This is a genomic window from Prodigiosinella confusarubida (genome assembly GCF_002847015.1).
GTDB lineage: Bacteria > Pseudomonadota > Gammaproteobacteria > Enterobacterales > Enterobacteriaceae > Prodigiosinella > Prodigiosinella aquatilis.
In genome coordinates this window covers 605631-624629 of the sequence record NZ_CP025085.1, presented here as the reverse complement: position 1 = coordinate 624629, position 18999 = coordinate 605631, and the positions used below count along the sequence as shown (strand labels likewise).

At 50.7% G+C, this 18999-nt stretch carries 17 protein-coding genes and 1 pseudogene; 8 read left to right on the top strand and 10 right to left on the bottom strand.

Annotated elements, in window-relative coordinates:
- The first annotated feature begins 158 nt into the window (after positions 1 to 158).
- Genes CWC46_RS02870 through CWC46_RS02850 form a run of 5 tightly spaced genes read left to right on the top strand, consistent with a single transcriptional unit; the run spans position 159 to position 5114 of the window.
- Entirely contained in the window at positions 159 to 1724 is a 1566-nt protein-coding gene (locus tag CWC46_RS02870; protein ID WP_021013701.1) for an ABC transporter substrate-binding protein, read from the top strand.
- Positions 1724 to 2776, top strand: a complete 1053-nt coding sequence (locus tag CWC46_RS02865) for an ABC transporter permease (protein WP_021013702.1) — start codon at positions 1724 to 1726, stop codon at positions 2774 to 2776. The genes CWC46_RS02870 and CWC46_RS02865 overlap by 1 nt, the downstream gene beginning before the upstream one ends.
- A complete protein-coding gene (locus tag CWC46_RS02860) occupies positions 2773 to 3615 on the top strand; it encodes an ABC transporter permease (RefSeq protein WP_021013703.1) in 843 nt (280 codons plus the stop codon). The genes CWC46_RS02865 and CWC46_RS02860 overlap by 4 nt, the downstream gene beginning before the upstream one ends.
- Positions 3602 to 4453, top strand: coding sequence for an ABC transporter ATP-binding protein (locus CWC46_RS02855; protein ID WP_021013704.1), 852 nt, complete (start codon positions 3602 to 3604; stop codon positions 4451 to 4453). Before CWC46_RS02860 ends, CWC46_RS02855 begins: the two co-directional genes overlap by 14 nt.
- On the top strand, positions 4446 to 5114 hold the full coding sequence (locus tag CWC46_RS02850; RefSeq protein WP_037380972.1) for an ABC transporter ATP-binding protein: 669 nt from the start codon (positions 4446 to 4448) through the stop codon (positions 5112 to 5114). Before CWC46_RS02855 ends, CWC46_RS02850 begins: the two co-directional genes overlap by 8 nt.
- A 75-nt stretch (positions 5115 to 5189) precedes the next feature.
- Here CWC46_RS02850 and arnF read toward each other — a convergent pair whose 3' ends face one another.
- The 10 genes from arnF to CWC46_RS02800 all read right to left on the bottom strand — a co-directional run bounded on the left by arnF (position 5190) and on the right by CWC46_RS02800 (position 14888).
- Positions 5190 to 5588 (bottom strand): 4-amino-4-deoxy-L-arabinose-phosphoundecaprenol flippase subunit ArnF, encoded by a 399-nt coding sequence (arnF, locus tag CWC46_RS02845; RefSeq protein WP_021013707.1) that lies wholly within the window; start codon positions 5586 to 5588, stop codon positions 5190 to 5192.
- The gene (gene arnE, locus CWC46_RS02840) at positions 5585 to 5938 is read right to left on the bottom strand and encodes a 4-amino-4-deoxy-L-arabinose-phosphoundecaprenol flippase subunit ArnE (RefSeq protein ID WP_021013708.1); all 354 of its coding nucleotides are present in this window, start codon (positions 5936 to 5938) and stop codon (positions 5585 to 5587) included. Before arnE ends, arnF begins: the two co-directional genes overlap by 4 nt.
- Complete coding sequence (gene arnT / locus CWC46_RS02835; protein WP_021013709.1) at positions 5920 to 7569, bottom strand: lipid IV(A) 4-amino-4-deoxy-L-arabinosyltransferase; 1650 nt, start codon at positions 7567 to 7569, stop codon at positions 5920 to 5922. Before arnT ends, arnE begins: the two co-directional genes overlap by 19 nt.
- The gene (gene arnD, locus CWC46_RS02830; protein WP_021013710.1) at positions 7569 to 8471 is read right to left on the bottom strand and encodes a 4-deoxy-4-formamido-L-arabinose-phosphoundecaprenol deformylase; all 903 of its coding nucleotides are present in this window, start codon (positions 8469 to 8471) and stop codon (positions 7569 to 7571) included. Before arnD ends, arnT begins: the two co-directional genes overlap by 1 nt.
- Positions 8468 to 10450: a bifunctional UDP-4-amino-4-deoxy-L-arabinose formyltransferase/UDP-glucuronic acid oxidase ArnA gene (gene arnA, locus CWC46_RS02825; RefSeq protein WP_021013711.1), complete on the bottom strand. Its 1983-nt coding sequence runs from the start codon at positions 10448 to 10450 to the stop codon at positions 8468 to 8470. The genes arnD and arnA overlap by 4 nt, the downstream gene beginning before the upstream one ends.
- Positions 10447 to 11430, bottom strand: a complete 984-nt coding sequence (gene arnC / locus CWC46_RS02820; RefSeq protein ID WP_021013712.1) for an undecaprenyl-phosphate 4-deoxy-4-formamido-L-arabinose transferase — start codon at positions 11428 to 11430, stop codon at positions 10447 to 10449. Before arnC ends, arnA begins: the two co-directional genes overlap by 4 nt.
- The gene (arnB, locus tag CWC46_RS02815; protein WP_021013713.1) at positions 11417 to 12571 is read right to left on the bottom strand and encodes a UDP-4-amino-4-deoxy-L-arabinose aminotransferase; all 1155 of its coding nucleotides are present in this window, start codon (positions 12569 to 12571) and stop codon (positions 11417 to 11419) included. The genes arnC and arnB overlap by 14 nt, the downstream gene beginning before the upstream one ends.
- Before the next feature lie 610 nt (positions 12572 to 13181).
- On the bottom strand, positions 13182 to 13841 hold the full coding sequence (locus CWC46_RS02810) for a DUF799 domain-containing protein (protein ID WP_021013714.1): 660 nt from the start codon (positions 13839 to 13841) through the stop codon (positions 13182 to 13184).
- 12 nt (positions 13842 to 13853) lie between these two features.
- Positions 13854 to 14198: a DUF4810 domain-containing protein gene (locus CWC46_RS02805; protein ID WP_021013715.1), complete on the bottom strand. Its 345-nt coding sequence runs from the start codon at positions 14196 to 14198 to the stop codon at positions 13854 to 13856.
- Between the two features lie 18 nt (positions 14199 to 14216).
- A complete protein-coding gene (locus tag CWC46_RS02800; RefSeq protein ID WP_021013716.1) occupies positions 14217 to 14888 on the bottom strand; it encodes a CsgG/HfaB family protein in 672 nt (223 codons plus the stop codon).
- A gap of 719 nt (positions 14889 to 15607) precedes the next feature.
- Here CWC46_RS02800 and aegA point away from each other — a divergent pair.
- The 3 genes and pseudogenes from aegA (at position 15608) to CWC46_RS02785 (ending at position 18988) form a co-directional block, all read left to right on the top strand.
- Positions 15608 to 17632 carry a formate-dependent uric acid utilization protein AegA gene (aegA, locus tag CWC46_RS02795; RefSeq protein ID WP_037380437.1) on the top strand — a complete coding sequence of 675 codons (2025 nt, stop codon included), beginning with the start codon at positions 15608 to 15610 and terminating at the stop codon, positions 17630 to 17632.
- A pseudogene (locus CWC46_RS23165) lies at positions 17608 to 17832 on the top strand (4Fe-4S dicluster domain-containing protein); the annotation flags it as partial. The gene aegA and the pseudogene CWC46_RS23165, both read left to right, overlap by 25 nt.
- Positions 17833 to 18262: 430 nt before the next feature.
- Positions 18263 to 18988 (top strand): 4'-phosphopantetheinyl transferase family protein, encoded by a 726-nt coding sequence (locus CWC46_RS02785; RefSeq protein WP_021013718.1) that lies wholly within the window; start codon positions 18263 to 18265, stop codon positions 18986 to 18988.
- Positions 18989 to 18999 lie beyond the last annotated feature (11 nt).

Genomic DNA, 18999 nt, shown 5'->3' with positions numbered 1-18999 from the left:
ATGGTATGGCAGTATGGCTACCGAAGCCGTGCCGATAAAATAACCAATCTGATGCTGCGGTCGTTATTATTAAAAGGTATAAGTATAGTTTTTATTAGACTATTTTATATCTACGACCTACCGTAAAATCACCAGAATTCAATAACACAGAGTAAATTATGAAATCATTCACTCTCACATCGCTTGTACTGGCTGTTGCGTTTGGATTCTCAGCTCAGGCCGCCACACCCAAAGATACACTGGTTATCGCCCAGTCCATTGATGATGCCAGCAGCTTCGACCCTGCCCAGGGCTTTGAACTGACCACCGTTCAGGCGTTTACCAACCTTTATCAGCGTCTGGTGCAGTCAGATCCCACCAATCCAACCGACCTGAAGCCCACGCTGGCAGAAAGTTGGCAGGCCGGCAGTGATAACCGCAGCCTGACTTTTACCCTGCGTAAAGGTGCCACGTTTTCCAGCGGAAATCCGGTACGGCCGGAAGATGTGGTTTTTTCGCTGGCACGGGTGATCAAGCTCAATCTGGCACCCTCTTTTATTCTGGCGCAGCTGGGTTGGGATCCGCAGAATGTTGAGGGTTTTTTAAAAAAAGTTACTGATAATCAAGTTAAAATAAGCTGGTCCGCCAATGTCAGCCCGGCCTATGTGCTCAGTCTGCTCTCCGCACCGGTAGCCTCTATTGTTGATGAAAAAACCGTGCTGGCGCATCAGGAAAAAAATGATTTCGGCCACCAATGGCTGGGTAGCCATTCCGCTGGCAGCGGCCCATTCCAGATTACGAGATATATACCCCATGAAGTGCTGTTGCTGCGAGCCAATCCGGGATCTCCGGCCGGTGCGCCCAAACTGCAAAACATACTGATTAAAAACGTTCCCGAGCCAGCAACCCGCCGTTTACTGCTGGAACAAGGTGATGCAGACATTGCCCGTAACCTGGGTGCCGATCAGATTTCAGCGCTGAAAAACAAACCCGGTGTTAAAGCCCTCGCCATCCCCATGGCATCGGTCTATTACATATTGTTCAATACCAAGGCCAATGCATTAACAGGTAATCCGGCGCTCTGGGAAGCGTCAAGGTATCTGTTTGATTACCATGGTATTGCCGATAGTTTGCTGAAAGGACAGTTTCAGGTTCATCAGTCCTTTCTGCCGAAAGGCTTTCTTGGAGCTATCAATGACACGCCCTATCAATATAACCCGCAGAAAGCCCGCGAAATTCTGGACAAAGCCGGTCTGAAAAATGTCAGCTTCCCGCTGATTGTGAGTAACCAGCCGCCTTACATTGATATTGCGCAAGCCTTACAGGCCAGTTTTGCCAAAGGTGGAGTGAAAATCGAGTTGATTCCCGGCATCAGTTCAGAAGTCTCAACGAAAATAAAATCACATGATTACCAGGCGACCATGACCTCCTGGGGCGCGGATTATTTTGACCCGAACACCAACGCGGCTGCTTTTGCTTCCAGCCCGGAAGGCGGTAAAACACTAGCCTGGCGCGCTAACTGGCAGATCCCGGAACTGACCCGACAAACTATCGCTGCCACGGCAGAAAGCGATCCGCAAAAACGGGTGGCAATCTATCAGAAACTTCAGCGGGAAATCATGAAATCATCACCTTATGTGATTGGTTTACAGGCTAAAAATCTGATTGCCGTGCGTGCAAATCTGAAAGGCTACATTCAGGGAATCAACCCCGACATGGTTTACTACAACCAGGTTACGAAGTAATGGCATCAGATGCAGTTTATGCCGGGTTTATCCGATGGTTTAAACAGCGTGCCAGCCGGTTACTGACCGGCATTATCTCGTTGATAGTGACCATGCTGGGGTTACTGGCGTTCACATTTACCCTGTCCCACTTGTCCCCGATCGATCCGGTGTTGCAACTGGCGGGCGATCATGCCAGCGAATCCACTTACGATCAGGCCAGGCACAGTCTGGGGCTGGATCAGCCTGTCATCATGCAATTCTGGCATTACCTGGCGCACCTCGCACAGGGTGACATGGGGATTTCACGTATCACCACTCAGCCGGTTTTCAGTGATTTGCTACGCACCTTCCCGGCCACCTTTGAGCTGGCGACCTGCGCCATTTTGGTCGGCGCAACAGGTGGGATCATACTGGCACTGCTGGCGGCCTTAAAACCGGGGAGCGTGCTTGATAATCTGGTCCGATTGATTTCATTGCTGGGCTTTTCCGTACCGGTTTTCTGGCTGGGATTACTGGGATTACTCCTGTTTTATGCGGTGCTTCACTGGTCAGCCGGGCCGGGCCGGCTGGATGACATCTGGATTTATTCACTGGAGCCGCATACCGGGCTGGTGTTGGTTGATGCCTGGTTGTCAGGCGACAGTGACATGTTCCGCAATGCCATCGCTCATCTGTGGTTACCGGTTGCGGTGCTTGGCCTGTTATCGATGGCGAGTATTACCCGTTTGTTGCGGGCGGCATTACTGGAAGAAAGCAATAAAGAGTATGTGGTGCTGGCGCGGGCAAAAGGCGCTGGTCGCTGGCGCATATTGATCCGGCATGTATTGCCTAATGTACGGGGTACATTGATTACGGTGTTGGTGATTGCCTATACCAGTCTGCTGGAGGGGTCGGTATTGACGGAAACGGTGTTTGCCTGGCCTGGCGTCGGCCGCTATCTGACCAATGCCCTGTTCGCGGCGGATACGCCCGCGATTCTGGGTGCGACATTGATGATTGGGACTTTATTCATTTTACTGAACGCGCTGGCGGATGCGTTGACGTATTTAACCGATCCGAGAACACGATGACACAACATTTATCTGTCACTAAACCGGTCAGGCGGATCAATACACTGGCGATGGGCACAACACTGGTGGCTATTCTGGTGTTGACCGCCCTCTTGGCCCCCTGGCTGGCACCGTTTGATCCTAACATGCAGACCATAACGGCACGGTTACTGCCACCTTCAGCGCAACACTGGCTGGGAACCGATGGCTTTGGCCGCGACCTGTTATCGCGGGTAATTTATGGTGCCAGACCAACGCTGGTGCTGGTTATCCTGATCCTGATTCTTACCATACCGATTGGCATGTTGATCGGTATTACTGCCGGTTATGTGGGCGGCTGGACTGAGCGCATATTAATGCGCGTTACCGATATCGCCATGTCGCTACCCAATCTGGTGATCGCTCTCGCGCTGGTGTCGGTACTGGGTCCCGGGCTGATGAATGGCGCACTGGCGCTGGCGCTAACCAGTTGGCCGCCTTTCGCCCGGCAATCACGGGCAGAAACTCTCGCGTTACGCCGCAGTGATTATCTGGCCGCCGCTCGCATGCAGGGAATTACCGGGTTGCGTTTAATGTTTGGGCATATTCTGCCGCTCTGCATGCCCGGCGCTGTGGTACGTGCTGCCCTGAGCCTGGGCGGGATTATTCTTGCCGCCGCCGGACTCGGCTTTCTGGGGATGGGAGTCGCACCGCCAACCGCAGAATGGGGATCAATGGTGGCTGAAGGTGGAAAAGTCATTTTTGATCAGTGGTGGGTAGCTGCCGCGCCCGGCATGGCTATTTTACTGGCCAGTCTGGCCTTTAACCTGACTGGCGATGGTCTGAGAGACCGACTGGATACCCGTAATGACAACAACTGACATCCCGTTGATAGACGCACGGCATTTATCCATCACGCTGCCTGATGGCAATGAGCTGGTGAAAAATATCTCCTTCACTCTAGGGCAGGAGCGGGTTGCGCTGGTGGGGGAATCCGGCTCTGGAAAATCGCTCAGCGCCCGCGCATTAATGGGGCTTCTCCCGGCACCATTACGTACCAAGGCTGAACGCTTGCACTTTAAAGGGCAGGAATTGAGCCATTTAAACGAACGGCAATGGAGTCAGTTACGCGGTCAACAAATCGCCATGGTGATGCAGGACCCAAAATATGCGCTGAACCCCGCCCGGACCATCGGCTGGCAGGTGGAAGAGCCGTTAATCCTGCATACCTCGCTGAATAGTCGGCAGCGACGTGAAAAGGTAAGCGATATACTGCATTCCGTAGGACTTCCCCAACCCATTCAGCTTATGCGGCGCTATCCTCATCAGCTATCGGGGGGCATGGGACAACGGGTCATGCTGGCGATCGCCTTGATTGCCGACCCCGTATTGTTGATCGCCGATGAACCCACTTCCGCACTGGATCATGCCATGCGTGATCAGGTACTGGCACTGATCCGTACTCTGGTGGAAGAACGGAGAATGGGATTGCTGTTGATAAGCCATGATTTACAGCAGGTATCCGAACAGTGTGAACGGGTACTGGTGATGTATAAGGGGCAATTGGTGGATGCGCTGCCAGCAGAAAAACTGTCTGAAGCGACGCATCCCTATACCCGAACGTTGTGGGCCTGTCGTCCCAGCAAAGCGGTACGCGGCCAACCGTTGCCGACTCTGGATCGGGTGGCGCTGGAGGCGGCGGCAAATGAGCATGATTGATTTGCAGGCTGTTAGTGTCGCGCATAAACAGGGCTATGAACTACGCACCGTGGTACATGATGTCAGTCTGACGGTAGAACCCGGTGAATGCTTTGGTCTGGTAGGACCTTCCGGATGCGGTAAATCGTCACTACTGTGGGTACTGGCCGGTCTTAACGCCCACTGGCAGGGTAAAATGACACTGGCAGGGCATCAGGTTCAGCCCGGGCGCCCTTTTACCGGCAGCTTGCGGCGTGATGTGCAGATGGTATTTCAGGATCCTTATGCGTCATTGCACCCCAAACACCGGCTGCGTCGAACCTTATCCGAACCACTGAAGTTACTAAAAATACAGGATATTGATGATCGTATTGCAACCGGACTGCGCCATGTTGGCCTGGATTCAGCCATGATGAACCGCTACCCGCACCAGCTTTCGGGCGGGCAACGTCAGCGCGTGGCGATAGTCAGAGCCTTATTGCTACAACCCAGAATACTACTGCTGGATGAACCAACGTCGGCACTGGATATGTCGGTGCAGGCGGAGATTCTAAATCTGCTTAACGATCTGAAACAGCAGGATGCGCTGACCATGGTACTGGTGAGCCATGACCCGGATGTGATCGGTTACATGTGTGACCGTGCGGTTTCCATGTCGGCTGGCCATATCGCCAGACCATAAGGCCGGTTACTGGCCCCGGTATTTTTATCCGACCCAGCAACGGTAACCGATAATACACAGGTTAGGCCAACCGGCTTAACCTGCATGATGGTCCTGGTTATCCGGTTTTCCGCACACCAGCCAGACGCCCACCAGAATCAATCCAATGGCTGCCAGTTTACCGGGGCTGAACCGGTCGGAGAAAACCGGCAGGATCACCGCCAATAGCCACACCAGAACATAACTCAGGCTTAATAACGGATAAACCCGGCTGAGCGGTAAAAAACGCAACGCATTAAACCAGCACAACATAGAAAGCGCATAAGCAACCAGACCAACGAACACCACGGAGACGGCAGGCAATGCCCTCCAAAGCGACATGACAAACAGCAGCGGTTCTGTCATCGGCGGCAGTTGCGACATACCCCATTTCATCAGCAATTGCGCTGTACTTACCAACAACACACTCAGCATCGCCCAGCTATAGCCTTTCATGCGTTGCCTCCCATCAGGACTATCCCGGCGACAATGAATACAATTCCCACTATTTGACGCCAACTAATGGCTTCACGCCACAGGACATGAGCCGCCAGAGCAACCAGAATGAAGTTCAAACTCAACATGGGATAAGCAATGCCAACCGGTACCCGTTGCAATACCACCAACCACAGCAGCATCGCCAGCCCCAGCAACAGGATACTGATCCCCATCCACAGCAAAATATGGCGATGATGGGAACCCGTGTGTTGCCCACAGGCAGCCTGCTTCTGGCTAAGCTGACCGGCGCAACTCAGCAGGCTCACCACCACAATCAGTACATAGTCGATCACTGCTGACGATACCATAGCAATACCATCCGCCCTTGACGGTACGTGAAATCGGCTTTCGGCACACCCGAAACCGGATCATTCGCTGAGGAAAACTTCAGTATCAACGCCACATTACCGTCACGACGATGTGTCGCCAGCCAATCCGCAAAATGGCTTTGATCCACAAAACGGGATTTTGCGTCAGGATAAGACAACCCGTACTCCAGCTCACCCTGATTATTAAACATGGTGATATCGCTACGTTTGGTTTCCCAGGCAATCGCCGATGCTATACCGGTACTGTCCGACAGAATATAGCGGCTCTGGGCCAGCTGAGGCTGAACCTCCTGCACAAAAATCTGCGGATTTTTGGTTTCAGACACCCGCTGTGGAATAACCATACCGACTGTCAATGCCACACCCAACGGACACAACACCGCCCAATACCAGCGCTGCGCAGATCGACGCAACGTCAGTGCACCGACCACGCCCCAAAACAGGAATGCGCCAGCCGCCAACACCACCTTCATCAGCTCATCATGCTGATAAAGCGGACGATGTGAGAATCCCCATGGGGATAAAACCAGCACTACCACCAGCGCGCAGACGACACCAAATAGCAGGTTAATCCAGCCATTCACGGTCAGTATCCGATGTTGCACCAGAGTAGTAACCCGTCGTGCCATCAACATGGCCAACGGCGCAAAACAAGGCAGGATATAAGTGGGCAATTTACCCTTGGCGATGCTGAAAAACAGCAATGGCATCACAACCCAACCCAACAAATAAAAAGCGCCACTGTCCTGTCGTCGCGAACGCCAGCCATTCAGCAGTGACGAAGGCAATAACGCCATCCACGGCAGTGTACCGGCAAACAAGATCGGCAGGTAATACCAAAAAGGTGCCTTATGCTGGGCATTTTTCTCGGCAAAACGTTGAATATGCTCCACCCAGAAGAAATAGTGCCAGTAATCCGGCTCGTGTTTAGCTATCGCCAGCACCCAGGGCAAGGAAATGACCAGTGCACTGATGATCGCCAACGGTCCGAACAGCAGCACCTCTTTCCAGCGCCGTTGCTGAGTCACCCACGGCAACACCGCGATTACCGGCACCGCCAGCGCCAGAAACCCTTTGGTCATAAACCCCATGCCGCATACCACGCCCAGCAGCAGATAACCGTTTATCTTGCCGCTGCGGGTTGTCGCCTGCGCTGCCAGCCAGAAGCTGCACATGCCAGCGGTCAGCCACAGGGCAATCATCGGGTCCAGCACAGCGTAAGTGCCAATGCCGTAAACCAGCAAACTACTCAGATAAATTATCACCGCCAGAAAAGCGGTTCTACGTTGCTGCCACAGGCGTAGCGTCAGCCAATACACCAGCCCGGCGGTTAGCAGGATGGAAAACACCGAACCAAAACGTACCGCAAAATTGCTGTCGCCAAACAACCACTGACTCAGATTATTAATCCAGTAACCCGCCACGGGTTTTTCGAAATAGCGCAGGCCAAGAAAATGGGGCACCACCCAATTTCCGCTAGCCAGCATTTCACGACTGATCTCTGCATAGCGGGTTTCATCCGGTTGCCATAGAAAACGGCCATTAAGCGGAATCAGGTAATAGAGCGCCAACAATCCCAGCCACATGATGGCCTGTCCAGCCTGTTTCATCAGTATGCGTCTCCCACTGACTGCTGGCATCCCAACCATCCGTCACGTCCCGCAAGCGTACCACGGACAATGCGGCCCAACGGCAACGTAGCAAGGTCGGCGGGCAATAACTCACTTAACGGGCAGAACTGAATGCCTTCTTGTGTAGCCATCGTCAACAACTCGTCAAACTTTCCGTTCATCAAAATACCTTCCACCTCAGCGTGAATGGTATAGACCGGTGTGCCTTCATCCTGCTTGATCCGATCAAGAATGTAGCGGTTAAAATCATCAGCATTGGTTTCCCGGCCGATGGCTTCATCCCAGGTCGGCAGCGTAACCGGAATCTGTACGGTACCGGTAGAACCATCATCCAGCAGCGGCCGAAACGGCGCGGTGCCACGACAATCACTGTTGTAATGAAATGGGAACGCCTGTTTGGCTTCGACCACGTTCTGATCGGCTCGCCAGCCCGCCACCGCCGAACACATCACGGGTTGGTGGGTAATCTCGGACAGCGCGTCATACGCCAGTTGAGTTTGCTGTTTCATTTTGGCCCGATTCCACACACCGGCCCAGGTTTGCCAGGCGAAATGATCCCAGGCGTGTAACCCAACCTCATGACGTTGCGTGGCAGCGCTGATTTGTCCGGCCAGGCCACGGCTAATCACTCGGCCGGGCCAGGCCGTGCCGGCCAAGAGAATATCCCAGCCGTACAGCGATGCGGCGTTTGAACGCAGCATTTTCCACAAAAATACCGGTCGAATCAGCCGCCATAAATGGCGGCCCATGTTATCGGGGCCCAAACTGAAGAAAAAGCTGGCCCTGACACCATGAGTCTCCAGTGACGTCAGCAGGCGAGGAACCCCCACCCGCGTCCCACGCCAGGTATCAACGTCAATCCTTAACCCCACTTTTCTCATTCAGCCGTTCCCGCCTGCTCAACCGTGTTGAGGAAGAAATCCAGCGTATCCGCCACCGTCAGTTCCATGTCGATGGTAGGCTCCCACTGCAACAGGCGTTTTGCGTTACGGATGGAGGGCTTACGATGCTCCACATCCTGATAGCCTTTACCGTAATAGCTGCTGCTTTCCACTTCACGGAAACCGGCAAACGGCGGGAACTGATTACGCAGCGGATGCGCTTCAAAGCACTTAAGCAACATTTCCGCCAATTGACGGATGCTGGCTTCATTGTCCGGGTTGCCAATATTGATGATCTGCCCATCACAAACCCCATCCCGGTTTTCAATGATACGGAACAGCGCTTCCACACCATCTTTGATATCGGTGAAGCAGCGTTTCTGTTTCCCGCCATCAACCAACTTGATGGGAGAACCTTCCACCAGATTCAGGATCAACTGCGTGATGGCACGAGAACTTCCGATACGCGCCGCATTCAGATTATCCAGCCGCGGCCCCATCCAGTTGAACGGACGGAACAACGTAAAGCGCAGCGCTTCTTTTTCGCCATAAGCCCAGATAACACGGTCCAGCAACTGTTTAGATACCGAATAAATCCAACGCTGTTTATTGATAGGCCCGACAATCAGGTTGGAATTATCTTCATCAAACATCGGATCGGTACACATGCCATAGACTTCAGACGTGGACGGGAAAATAATGCGTTTTTTATATTTCACGCAGTCGCGGATGATTTTCAGGTTTTCTTCAAAATCCAGCTCAAAGACGCGCAGCGGGTTGCGGGTGTACTCGATAGGCGTGGCAATCGCCACCAGCGGCAGCACGACGTCGCATTTTTTAATGTGGTATTCAATCCACTCGGAATGAATGCTGATGTCGCCTTCCACAAAATGGAAACGGGGATTATCCAGGAAGCGGGCGATCGCATCAGAGCTGATGTCCAACCCAAAGATTTCGTACCCATCTTCCTGCAACAGCCGCTCGGTAAGGTGGTTACCGATAAAACCATTAACCCCCAGAATCAACACCCGGGTACGGCGTTTCATACTAATCACGGGCGCATTATTGAGGATGGCACCGGTCACCAGACCCAGGCTTTCCGCCAACTGCGAACCCTGTAGGTAGATCCCGTTATCGCCCTGACCGGTAATCACTTCCAGCGCATCATTACCACAGGCAATCACCAGCGGAGACGTACTCAGTACCGTCCCCGGATTGGCTGCCGGGAAATCAGCACGCACAGCGGCCTGCCAAATAATGAATTTCGTGGTACCCACATAACTGAATGCGCCCGGCCACGGCTCAGTTACGGCGCGTATCAGGTTATACGTAGTTTTCGCTGGTTGTTCCCATCGGATACGGCCATCTTCCGGCGTACGACGGCCAACCGTCGTCGCTTCATGCTCGTTTTGTGGTGTTTCACTGAAATGGCCGGAAGCGATGCCCGGTAAAGCCGCTGCCAGCAATTGTCCGGCGGCATCCCGCACTTTTCCATGCAAGCTCAACGCCGTATCTTTTTCGTCGATGGCGATACGTTGCTGGGCAACAATATTGCCCGCATCAGCCCGGGATACCATACGGTGTAACGTCACACCGGTTTCCGTTTCCCCATTCACCAGTACCCAGTTCAGCGGTGCCCGACCACGGTAACGCGGCAATAGTGAACCATGCAGGTTAAAAGCGCCCTGATGGGCGCACTGCAAAATATCGTCACTGAGCAGATTACGATAATAGAACGAGAAAATAACATCCGGCGACATCGCTGCCACACGCTCAACCCACAACGGGTGATTAACATCATCTGGCGCAAAAACGGGAATGCCGAATTCCGCTGCCGTGCGAGCAACAGAACCGAAAAAGTGATTCTCAGCAGGACTATCGGGATGGGTAAAAATAGCCTTGATGGTATAACCCGCTGCCACTAACGCGCGAATACCCACGCAGCCGATATCATGGTAAGCAAAAACAACTGTATTCATTCTTCATTATCCTGATGAGAAAGTTGGCGATCATTACTGACAATATGTTGAATAAAGTAGCGAGGGCGAGCGCGGACATCGTTATAAATGCGGCCGATATATTCCCCCAACAGGCCCATAGCGACAAACTGAGCACCGATGAATGTAAACAGCACGGCAAATAGCGTGAACACGCCCTCGGCAGCCCATACCGAACCAAAAAAAATACGAAGTACAATCAGGAGTAACGCCAGCGTAAAGCCGGAAATGGCAATCACACTACCCACCAGACTTAGCAAACGCAGTGGTGTGGTAGTGAGGCAAGTCACCAGGTCATACATCAGATTAATCAGCTTCATGAAGCTGTATTTGGAATCACCGAATTCCCGTTCGGCATGCTGAACGGTGATCTCGGTCGTTCGGCGGGCAAAAGTATTGGCCAGAATCGGAATGAAGGTGCTGCGCTCATGGCAATGCAGCATGGCATCAACAATATGGCGGCGATAGGCGCGCAGCATACAACCGTAATCACTCATGGCCTTGCCAGTGGTGCGCTGAATCAACTGGTTGATCAGCCGGGACGCCAATTTACGGAACATGCTATCCTGACGGTTCTGGCGGATAGTCCCCACCACGTCGTAGCCTTCATTGGCCGTTTGCACCAACCGGGGGATCTCTTCCGGTGGATTTTGCAAATCGGCATCCAGCGTGATGATCAGGTCACCGCTAACATGGCTGAAACCCGCCATAATTGCCGAATGCTGACCATAGTTACGGTTCAGCACCACGGCAACAATATGACTATCGGTAGCCTGCGCCGCGGCAGTCATTAATTCGGTAGAATCATCACTGCTACCATCATCCACCAGCAAAATTTCATAATCGGTGCCCAGTAAATCGCAGGCCGCCGTGGTGCGCCGGATAAGCTCCGGCAGACTTTCCTGTTCATTGAAAACCGGAATAACCACGGACACTTTCTTTATTTTTTCAGCTCCTGCCATGTTTGTTCTCCGCTAATACTGTTAATGCTTCTATCACGCGGTCTACATCCGAGGCTGTCATATCCGGGAACAGTGGCAATGAGCAAATGCGCGCTGAATTCCAGTCCGTATTGGGAAGATGAACATCAGGAAAACGTTCGCGATAATACTTTTGGGTATGTGCAGCACGGAAATGCAGACCCGTGCCAATATTGCGCGCTTTCAGTTCCTGCATTAATGCATCGCGGCTAATGCCACAGCGTTCTTCATCCACCCGGATGATAAACAGATGCCAGGCGTGCTGATGCGGCCATGTCGGTTGTGCCAATGGCTGGAATGGCAATGCGGCCAGTTTTTGCAAATAACGCTGTGCCAACGCTTCACGGCGAGCATTAAGTACCGGCAACTTATGCAGTTGAACTAACGCAATGGCGGCATTGATATCCGGCAGGTTGTATTTGAATCCCGGTGAAATCACTTCCGCCTGCGGTGCCCGCCCCTGAACCATTCGATCAAAGGCGTCCACGGCCAGACCATGAAATTTGAGACTGCGAATGCGACTTGCCAGCTCATCGTCATCGGTTACCACCATGCCGCCTTCGGCACAGGTCATATTCTTGATGGCATGGAAAGAAAAAATCGCGGTACCGTCATGACCAACATGCTGCCCACGATAGTAAGTGCCGCAAGCATGGGCCGCATCCTCAATCACCGGGATACCGTGACGACGCCCGATATCCCGAATAGCATCGATATCCGCCGGCGCACCGGCATAATGCACCGGGATAATGGCTTTGGTACGTGGCGTGATGGCGGCTTCAATAACTTCAGGTGTCACCATTAATGTATCCCGGTCAACATCCACCATCACTGGCTCAGCACCGAGAAGGACAATCATATTTAAGGTGGAAACCCAGGTGAGCGAAGGGGTAATCACTTCATCACCCGCAGAAATACCTAGCGCCATCAGGGTAACGTGCATCCCACCAGTAGCAGAACTGACGGCAATTGCATGTTTGGCCCCCGTCAGAGTGCAAAATTGTTGTTCAAGTTCCTGGTTTTTAGGGCCAGTGGTAATCCATCCGGATCGCAGAACCTGTTCAACTGCGGCGAGTTCCTCTTCACCTAACGCGGGACGGGAAAAAGGTAAAAAATCGGCCATTTCAGAAATTCACTCTTGAGTTTAATTAAAGGCTGGCAATACTTTTTACGGTTTTATCGCGATAATGAAACCAGCCACGTTTATTACTGGTTAGCAAGTCAGAATAAATAAAGATATGACTCCTCAAGTACAACATCAGTTGATGGCAGAGTGATGACTTATCAATAAGATTCTGCACACAAACTGTCATGGAGTGTGAGCATAACCCTAATTTCTTAGTTAAATATTAAGAACCCCCGTATCTGCGATCACTTTTCGCCTTAAAAGGGTAACAAGTTGTTTTTCAACAAATACGCAACAATCTCTCTGTAATAAAAAATTCAACAAAACGCAATCAAGGATAATTGTTTAAATAGGTAAGAATTTTTACGTATTTACTTCAATTCATTTACCAAAATGGCCGCAATAGATGGTAACTCATTAATAATTAATACTAATTAAATGATAGTAAAAGTATTAAGAATTACAAATACCATCCACAAACCTGTCATTGCTCCATCAAGGATGGACAGCAAATTCAGGAACAACAGTGAAGTGATTAACGGCGTAAAAAAACCGCCCATGTAAACATGCGCGGTTTGGATAAAGATAAAAGCACTATGCCGATAACTTACCTGGCATCTTTACCATACAAAGGGGAACGCGGCCCATAAAGAATATGCCCAGGGCCACCGGCAGTCAGCAGCCTGGCACTAGTGATGCCGGCAATATCATGGCCTTTGTCGGTTATTGTATTGGCTATTTGGTTAATAGCAGCCTGTACCAGCAACCCGATAATGCCGTTATTGGAATTTGACTGATCCTCGTTGGTGGAGGCGGTTGCTGCACCTTTCCACAACGCTTTACCCGTTCTTAAGTCAACAAGGCGAGCGTTGGCTGTCACCCGTGTTTCACTGTTAATCACCTGGTATTTAGATCCGTAATCGGTAATATCCAAATATAATGCTGCATCAGCACCAAAAATCTGATGAAGTCGGGAAACATTAACCGCCTGAATATCCTGTGCAGTCATTAATCCATTCTGTTTGAACGTTTCATCAACGACCGCAATCGGCAGCACATAATAGCCAGATTCCGCCAACGGATAGGTTACTTGCGTCAGAAAACTGGCACCGGCATTGATATCAGGAGAGTGATTGAGTGGAGGCAATACCAGAATAGACTTTGGTTTGCTCTGCTTAAATGCGGTGTAATCATAAGAAACAGGTTTTGCGCAACCTGTCAGCACCAAAACACCAGCAAGGCTGACGAATGCTAAAAAACGCTTCATTTACTTTTTCCCTTATTTTTTGCTCAACAGAAAATCCATAAAAGGTGCTGATTCTGGAAACTGCGTTTTTTCAGCTTCAAACTGCTGACGCGCATTTCCTGTATTGCCGGTTTTGGCATACAGCAGCCCCAGTTGGGCATGTAATCCTGGCGGAACAGGTTTATTCTTGGCTTTAGCAATGTCCAGCGACTTATTAAGCGACGCGATCTGTTCTTCAGGACTAGCTTTATCTTGTTGATAATATTGATAAAGAGTAGACTGATAATTATCCCAGCTATATGTTGTTTTAGGCGCAGAAGCACAACCTGCCAATGCCAATATCGTCAATAACAAAACTGTTTTCTTATTAAATAGCATTCCTGTTTTCCTATTCCATTAGTTTGCCGGGTGCCATGCACCGCTTTCAATACCAGCAACCAGGTTGTTTACAGCTTCACGGATCGCCAAATCCAGAACTTTACCGTTTAACGTGGAGTCATAGCTTGCTGTGCCGCCAAAACCAATGATTTCACGGTTCGACAAGGTATATTCACCGGCGCCTTGTACGGAGTACACCACTTCCGACGTCTGAACGTTAACAACGTTCAACGTGGTTTTTGCATAGGCAATCTGTGATTTCCCTCGACCCAAAATGCCCCATAATTGATGGTCGCCCACTTCTTTACGGCCAAACTCGGTAACATCGCCGGTGATGACATAGTTTGCACCTTTCAAGGTCTGGGCTTGCCCTTTGATACCGGCTTCGGTTTTCAGCTCATCCATATTGGTGCGATCGAGCACATTAAAACGACCACTTTGCTGTAAGTGACTCACCAGAATGGTTTTCGATTGGTTCCCCAAACGGTCAACACCGTCAGAGAAAATGCCATTCATATAGTTAGAGCGATTCTCAAATTTGCCCACGGAAATGGGACTACGTATTCCCTGATACGGGGTGTTGAAAGACGACACCTTCGGCACTTCAACGGTATGTGAAGATTCTGTCGCGCATCCGCTCAGTAACGTTACTGATATAAAAAAAGAATAAAGAAGGTTTTTTTTACTCATCACTAGTCCATTAATAAAATGCTGCTGTTTTATGTTTTGAAACAACGGTTTCCCCACTATCAGACATAACTGCCTGATAACCGCGGCTATTATGATTATTGTTAAGATAAGTAACCAGTTATTTCATCATTAAAAATTACAGCACCACGAGAATGATGGGTTATCCCTCTTTTCTGCCCTTGAAACGGCCTCATTGGGTTAATTGCACGAACAGTTTTGGTTATTTTCCCCTCATATTACCTGTCCTATATCAAGATCGTTCGCATACAGAGCCGCTAGGATAAAAATCAATAAATGGAGGGATTGTTGTATTTTCTCCTGACGAGATCCGTGCCACCCCCTTCCAGAAATAACTTCTGGGTGACCAGACTAAAAATCAGAAATGACAGGCAGAGAGGTCGCAAAACAGAAGTAAGTACACACTTATATGCACCATACTATACCTAAGAGATGTCGAGTCGCAGGAAGACAGAAAGTGACGGGATCCCGATGAGCTCGCTTTGATAAGTGATTCGGATGACCAAATCTGTCGAGGGCGGATTTGAACACCGCTTACAGCAGCCTCAAAAGGGCGAGGTCCAATGATGGGCCGAGCTATTGAGCGCCATCAACGTCCCTGCAGCTTGAGAGATGACGGGTATTATATAGGGTGTGAAAACAGTCGTGTTCTTGTCACACCGCTCTGCTTCCTTGTAACGCTATCCATGTCAGGAGACGATATGAACAGGTTTGTTATCGCAAATGCGAAGGATTGTATTGGCTGTAGAGCCTGTGAAATTGCCTGTGTTATTTCACATAACAACAACCGCTACCCAAATAACGCCGACACATTTAAGCCACGCATCAAGGTATTTAACACGCCAGAACTCCGTTCTGCCGTAACCTGCCGTCATTGTGAGGATGCCCCTTGTGCCGCAGTCTGCCCTACCCAGGCGCTGGTGAAAAAAAATGATAGCATCCAGCTCATTCAGGACAAATGCATTGGCTGTAAAACCTGTGTACTGGCCTGTCCGTTTGGCGCCATGTCCATGGTGACAGACTCGCCCCAGGGAATCGAGCATGCCTATAAGTGCGATCTTTGCATTGACCGTCCAGAGGGACAGGCCTGTGTGGAAGCCTGTCCGACGAATGCCCTGCATCTGGTTAGTGAGAGCTCACTTGAGGCGCGACGTCGCGAGAAACAACGGGACATGGCACTACGTGCTGCGCCAGACGGGCAAAGGGCTACGTCAATACTGAACCAGACGACCTGTCATCCACTGGAGAAAAGAAAAGACTGGCCACGCCTTGACGCCCCAAAAAAACCGCTGAACGAAAGGGTATCCACGTTCAAAGAAATCTATTACGGCTTTACGCCCGACCAGACCAAAGATCAGGCCGGACGCTGCCTTGTCTGCGGCAAACACTCCATCTGCGAATGGACTTGCCCATTGCATAACCAGATTCCCACCCTGCTGCGGTTAGCAAAAGAGGGGCGAATTTTCGAAGCGGCAGAGCTTTCCCATAGCACCAGTAGTTTGCCGGAAATATGCGGTCGTGTTTGTCCACAGGATAGGTTATGTGAAGGTGCCTGCACGCTAGGCAAAGAGTATGGCGCCGTCACCGTAGGCAATATTGAACGATACATCACCGACACAGCGCTGAAGATGGGATGGAGACCTGACTTAACCCATGTCATCCCCACTGGAAAACGTGCGGCGATCGTTGGTGCCGGCCCTGCTGGGCTGGCGTGTGCCGATGTACTTATTCGTAACGGAGTGCAGGCGGTAGTGTTTGATCGCCACCCGGAAATTGGTGGCCTGCTAACATTCGGGATCCCTCCTTTCAAACTGGATAAAGACGTTCTGGTACAGCGCCGTGCCATTTTCAGTGAAATGGGCATCGAATTCCGCCTTAACACTGAAGTGGGAAAAGATATTTCCCTGGCGCAGCTACTGGAGGAATTCGACACGGTATTTCTGGGCGTCGGTACCTATCGCTCGATGACGGCTGGTCTGGAAAATGAAGATGCCCCTGGCGTGTATGACGCATTGCCCTTCCTGATTGCCAACACTAAACGGGTCATGGGATTGCCGGAACTGGAGCATGAACCCTACATTTCCATGGCGGGAAAACGCGTGCTGGTACTAGGGGGGGGTGATACGGCTATGGATTGCCTGCGCACCGCTATCCGACAAGGCGCTGAATCTGTTACCTGTGCCTATCGCCGCGATGAAGCCAATATGCCTGGCTCGAAGAAAGAAGTGAAAAACTCCCGCGAGGAAGGGGTGGAATTTATGTTCAATGTCCAGCCACAGAAAATCTGCCTGAATCAGCAAGGTGAGGTCTGCGGCATCAGTTTGATCCGCACTGAACTTGGCGAACCTGACGCCAGCGGACGGCGGCGTCCATGCCCAATAGCAGGTTCGGAGTTTATTCAGCCTACGGATGCTATCATCACAGCGTTTGGTTTTCAGGCTCACAGCATGCCCTGGCTGGAAGCCGCACAGATACAATTGAACAAACGGGGATATATCACCGCTCCCGCACAGGGACAATTCCCTTGCCAGACCAATCATCCCCGGATTTTTGCGGGCGGTGATGTCGTACGCGGGGCCGATTTGGTGGTAACCGCCATTGCTGATGGGCGCAAAGCCGCCTTGGGTATGATTAAAACCATGGGATTAGACACAGCCGAGGCACAAGAACCAGCGACATCACTGGCTTCCACGTTTAACTCATCACGAGAAGAGCACCTGCCGTAAATCATTTTGTCATTGCAGGCGCAGGGAAATGCATCGGTTGCCGAACGTGTGAAATCGCGTGTGCATTAGCTCATGTCAGTGGAACGCGAACGACACTGGGCAAAACGCATTTTTTCCCGCGCCTGAAGATAATTAAAAATGCTAAGGTAAGCACACCTGTGCTGTGCCATCAATGTGACAATGCGCCTTGTGCCAGTGTGTCCGACTTCAGCCCTCAAGTTGGTTACTTCACAGAACCTGCATCAGCAGATCGACAAAAAGCAGCAATAATCAGCTCAGGATAACGCGGGAATACATTTGTTCTGAACAGCCAGTCCGCGGAACCAGGAAGGCTTCTGCGGACACAAAGCCTGTCCTTTTGTCGAGTGCACTCATTTATTTATAAGTGCTACTGTTAGTGAATACCGCTGGCAAAAAGCCAGACGATTATTTCGTGTCGATAAAAAATAAAATTAGTTTCAATTAAAAGTCTGTTTTGATGTATTCAAATCGGGAAAAGATAATTATCGCCGATTTATCCACCAATTTTTCTTTAGTTCATATTTTAGTTTGATAATATGAGTCTGTAGTGATTTATATATCAACGATTCAATCTAAAACGATTATGTTTCTTGTCATCATGGAGTGAATATGGCCTGTCATTTCGTCAGGTGGACCAGCACGGAGGCTTTGCCCGATTTACAGCGATTATCGGATGATCTCATCTCATCAACACAAGGCTTTTCCGTGAAACGCCGAGAACGATATCTGAAAAGCAGGGCGCTTCTAGCAGAGATGATGTTCTATTTCTTTGGCTATCCCGTTCTCCCACCTATGATGGTCTCCCCCAACGGAAGACCTTGTTTTATTGATCCCCATCTTCCCGATTTCAGCTTCGGGTATGCTGGTAATACCATCGCTATCCTTCTGAGTGAAGAAGGTAAAGTCGGCATGGATGTTGAAATCGTCCATATATGGTCAAATCAGAAAATACAGACCCACGCAGAAAAAGCCTGGATTGATGCGCAGCTTGACCCGCTGGAAGCGGCCACTCAACTGTGCACCATCCGTCAATCGATCTTGAAAATTCCCGGCTTCAACAAGGGAGAACCGGAGTCGCTAAAACTTCATCCGGCTTCAGGCCGACTGCGATCCAAACATGTACCGGAGGTCGAAGTCATTAGTGATATTGATGATTATCTGGCGTGGGCCTGTGCACATACACCTACACTGAACCAGCTAGTTCTCTGGAACTACACTTCAGCTTGTGGCATGAGAAAATCCGGTGAAATCATACAGCAGCAACGTCAATCCCGGCGCTATATGAAGCTGACCAGCCACTCGGCGGAAAAAGTAACTTCCCTATTTGCATTGTAGTAAACGCGGCT

Coding starts and splice junctions, on each gene's coding strand:
- CWC46_RS02805 (WP_021013715.1), bottom strand. CDS start 14,198: ATGCTATTTAATAAGAAAACAGTTTTGTTATTGACGATATTGGCATTG.
- arnC (WP_021013712.1), bottom strand. CDS start 11,430: ATGGCAGGAGCTGAAAAAATAAAGAAAGTGTCCGTGGTTATTCCGGTT.
- CWC46_RS02850 (WP_037380972.1), top strand. CDS start 4,446: ATGATTGATTTGCAGGCTGTTAGTGTCGCGCATAAACAGGGCTATGAA.
- arnF (WP_021013707.1), bottom strand. CDS start 5,588: ATGAAAGGCTATAGCTGGGCGATGCTGAGTGTGTTGTTGGTAAGTACA.
- arnD (WP_021013710.1), bottom strand. CDS start 8,471: ATGAGAAAAGTGGGGTTAAGGATTGACGTTGATACCTGGCGTGGGACG.
- CWC46_RS02785 (WP_021013718.1), top strand. CDS start 18,263: ATGGCCTGTCATTTCGTCAGGTGGACCAGCACGGAGGCTTTGCCCGAT.
- arnB (WP_021013713.1), bottom strand. CDS start 12,571: ATGGCCGATTTTTTACCTTTTTCCCGTCCCGCGTTAGGTGAAGAGGAA.
- arnT (WP_021013709.1), bottom strand. CDS start 7,569: ATGAAACAGGCTGGACAGGCCATCATGTGGCTGGGATTGTTGGCGCTC.
- CWC46_RS02855 (WP_021013704.1), top strand. CDS start 3,602: ATGACAACAACTGACATCCCGTTGATAGACGCACGGCATTTATCCATC.
- CWC46_RS02870 (WP_021013701.1), top strand. CDS start 159: ATGAAATCATTCACTCTCACATCGCTTGTACTGGCTGTTGCGTTTGGA.
- arnA (WP_021013711.1), bottom strand. CDS start 10,450: ATGAATACAGTTGTTTTTGCTTACCATGATATCGGCTGCGTGGGTATT.
- CWC46_RS02865 (WP_021013702.1), top strand. CDS start 1,724: ATGGCATCAGATGCAGTTTATGCCGGGTTTATCCGATGGTTTAAACAG.
- CWC46_RS02860 (WP_021013703.1), top strand. CDS start 2,773: ATGACACAACATTTATCTGTCACTAAACCGGTCAGGCGGATCAATACA.
- CWC46_RS02800 (WP_021013716.1), bottom strand. CDS start 14,888: ATGAGTAAAAAAAACCTTCTTTATTCTTTTTTTATATCAGTAACGTTA.
- arnE (WP_021013708.1), bottom strand. CDS start 5,938: ATGGTATCGTCAGCAGTGATCGACTATGTACTGATTGTGGTGGTGAGC.
- aegA (WP_037380437.1), top strand. CDS start 15,608: ATGAACAGGTTTGTTATCGCAAATGCGAAGGATTGTATTGGCTGTAGA.
- CWC46_RS02810 (WP_021013714.1), bottom strand. CDS start 13,841: ATGAAGCGTTTTTTAGCATTCGTCAGCCTTGCTGGTGTTTTGGTGCTG.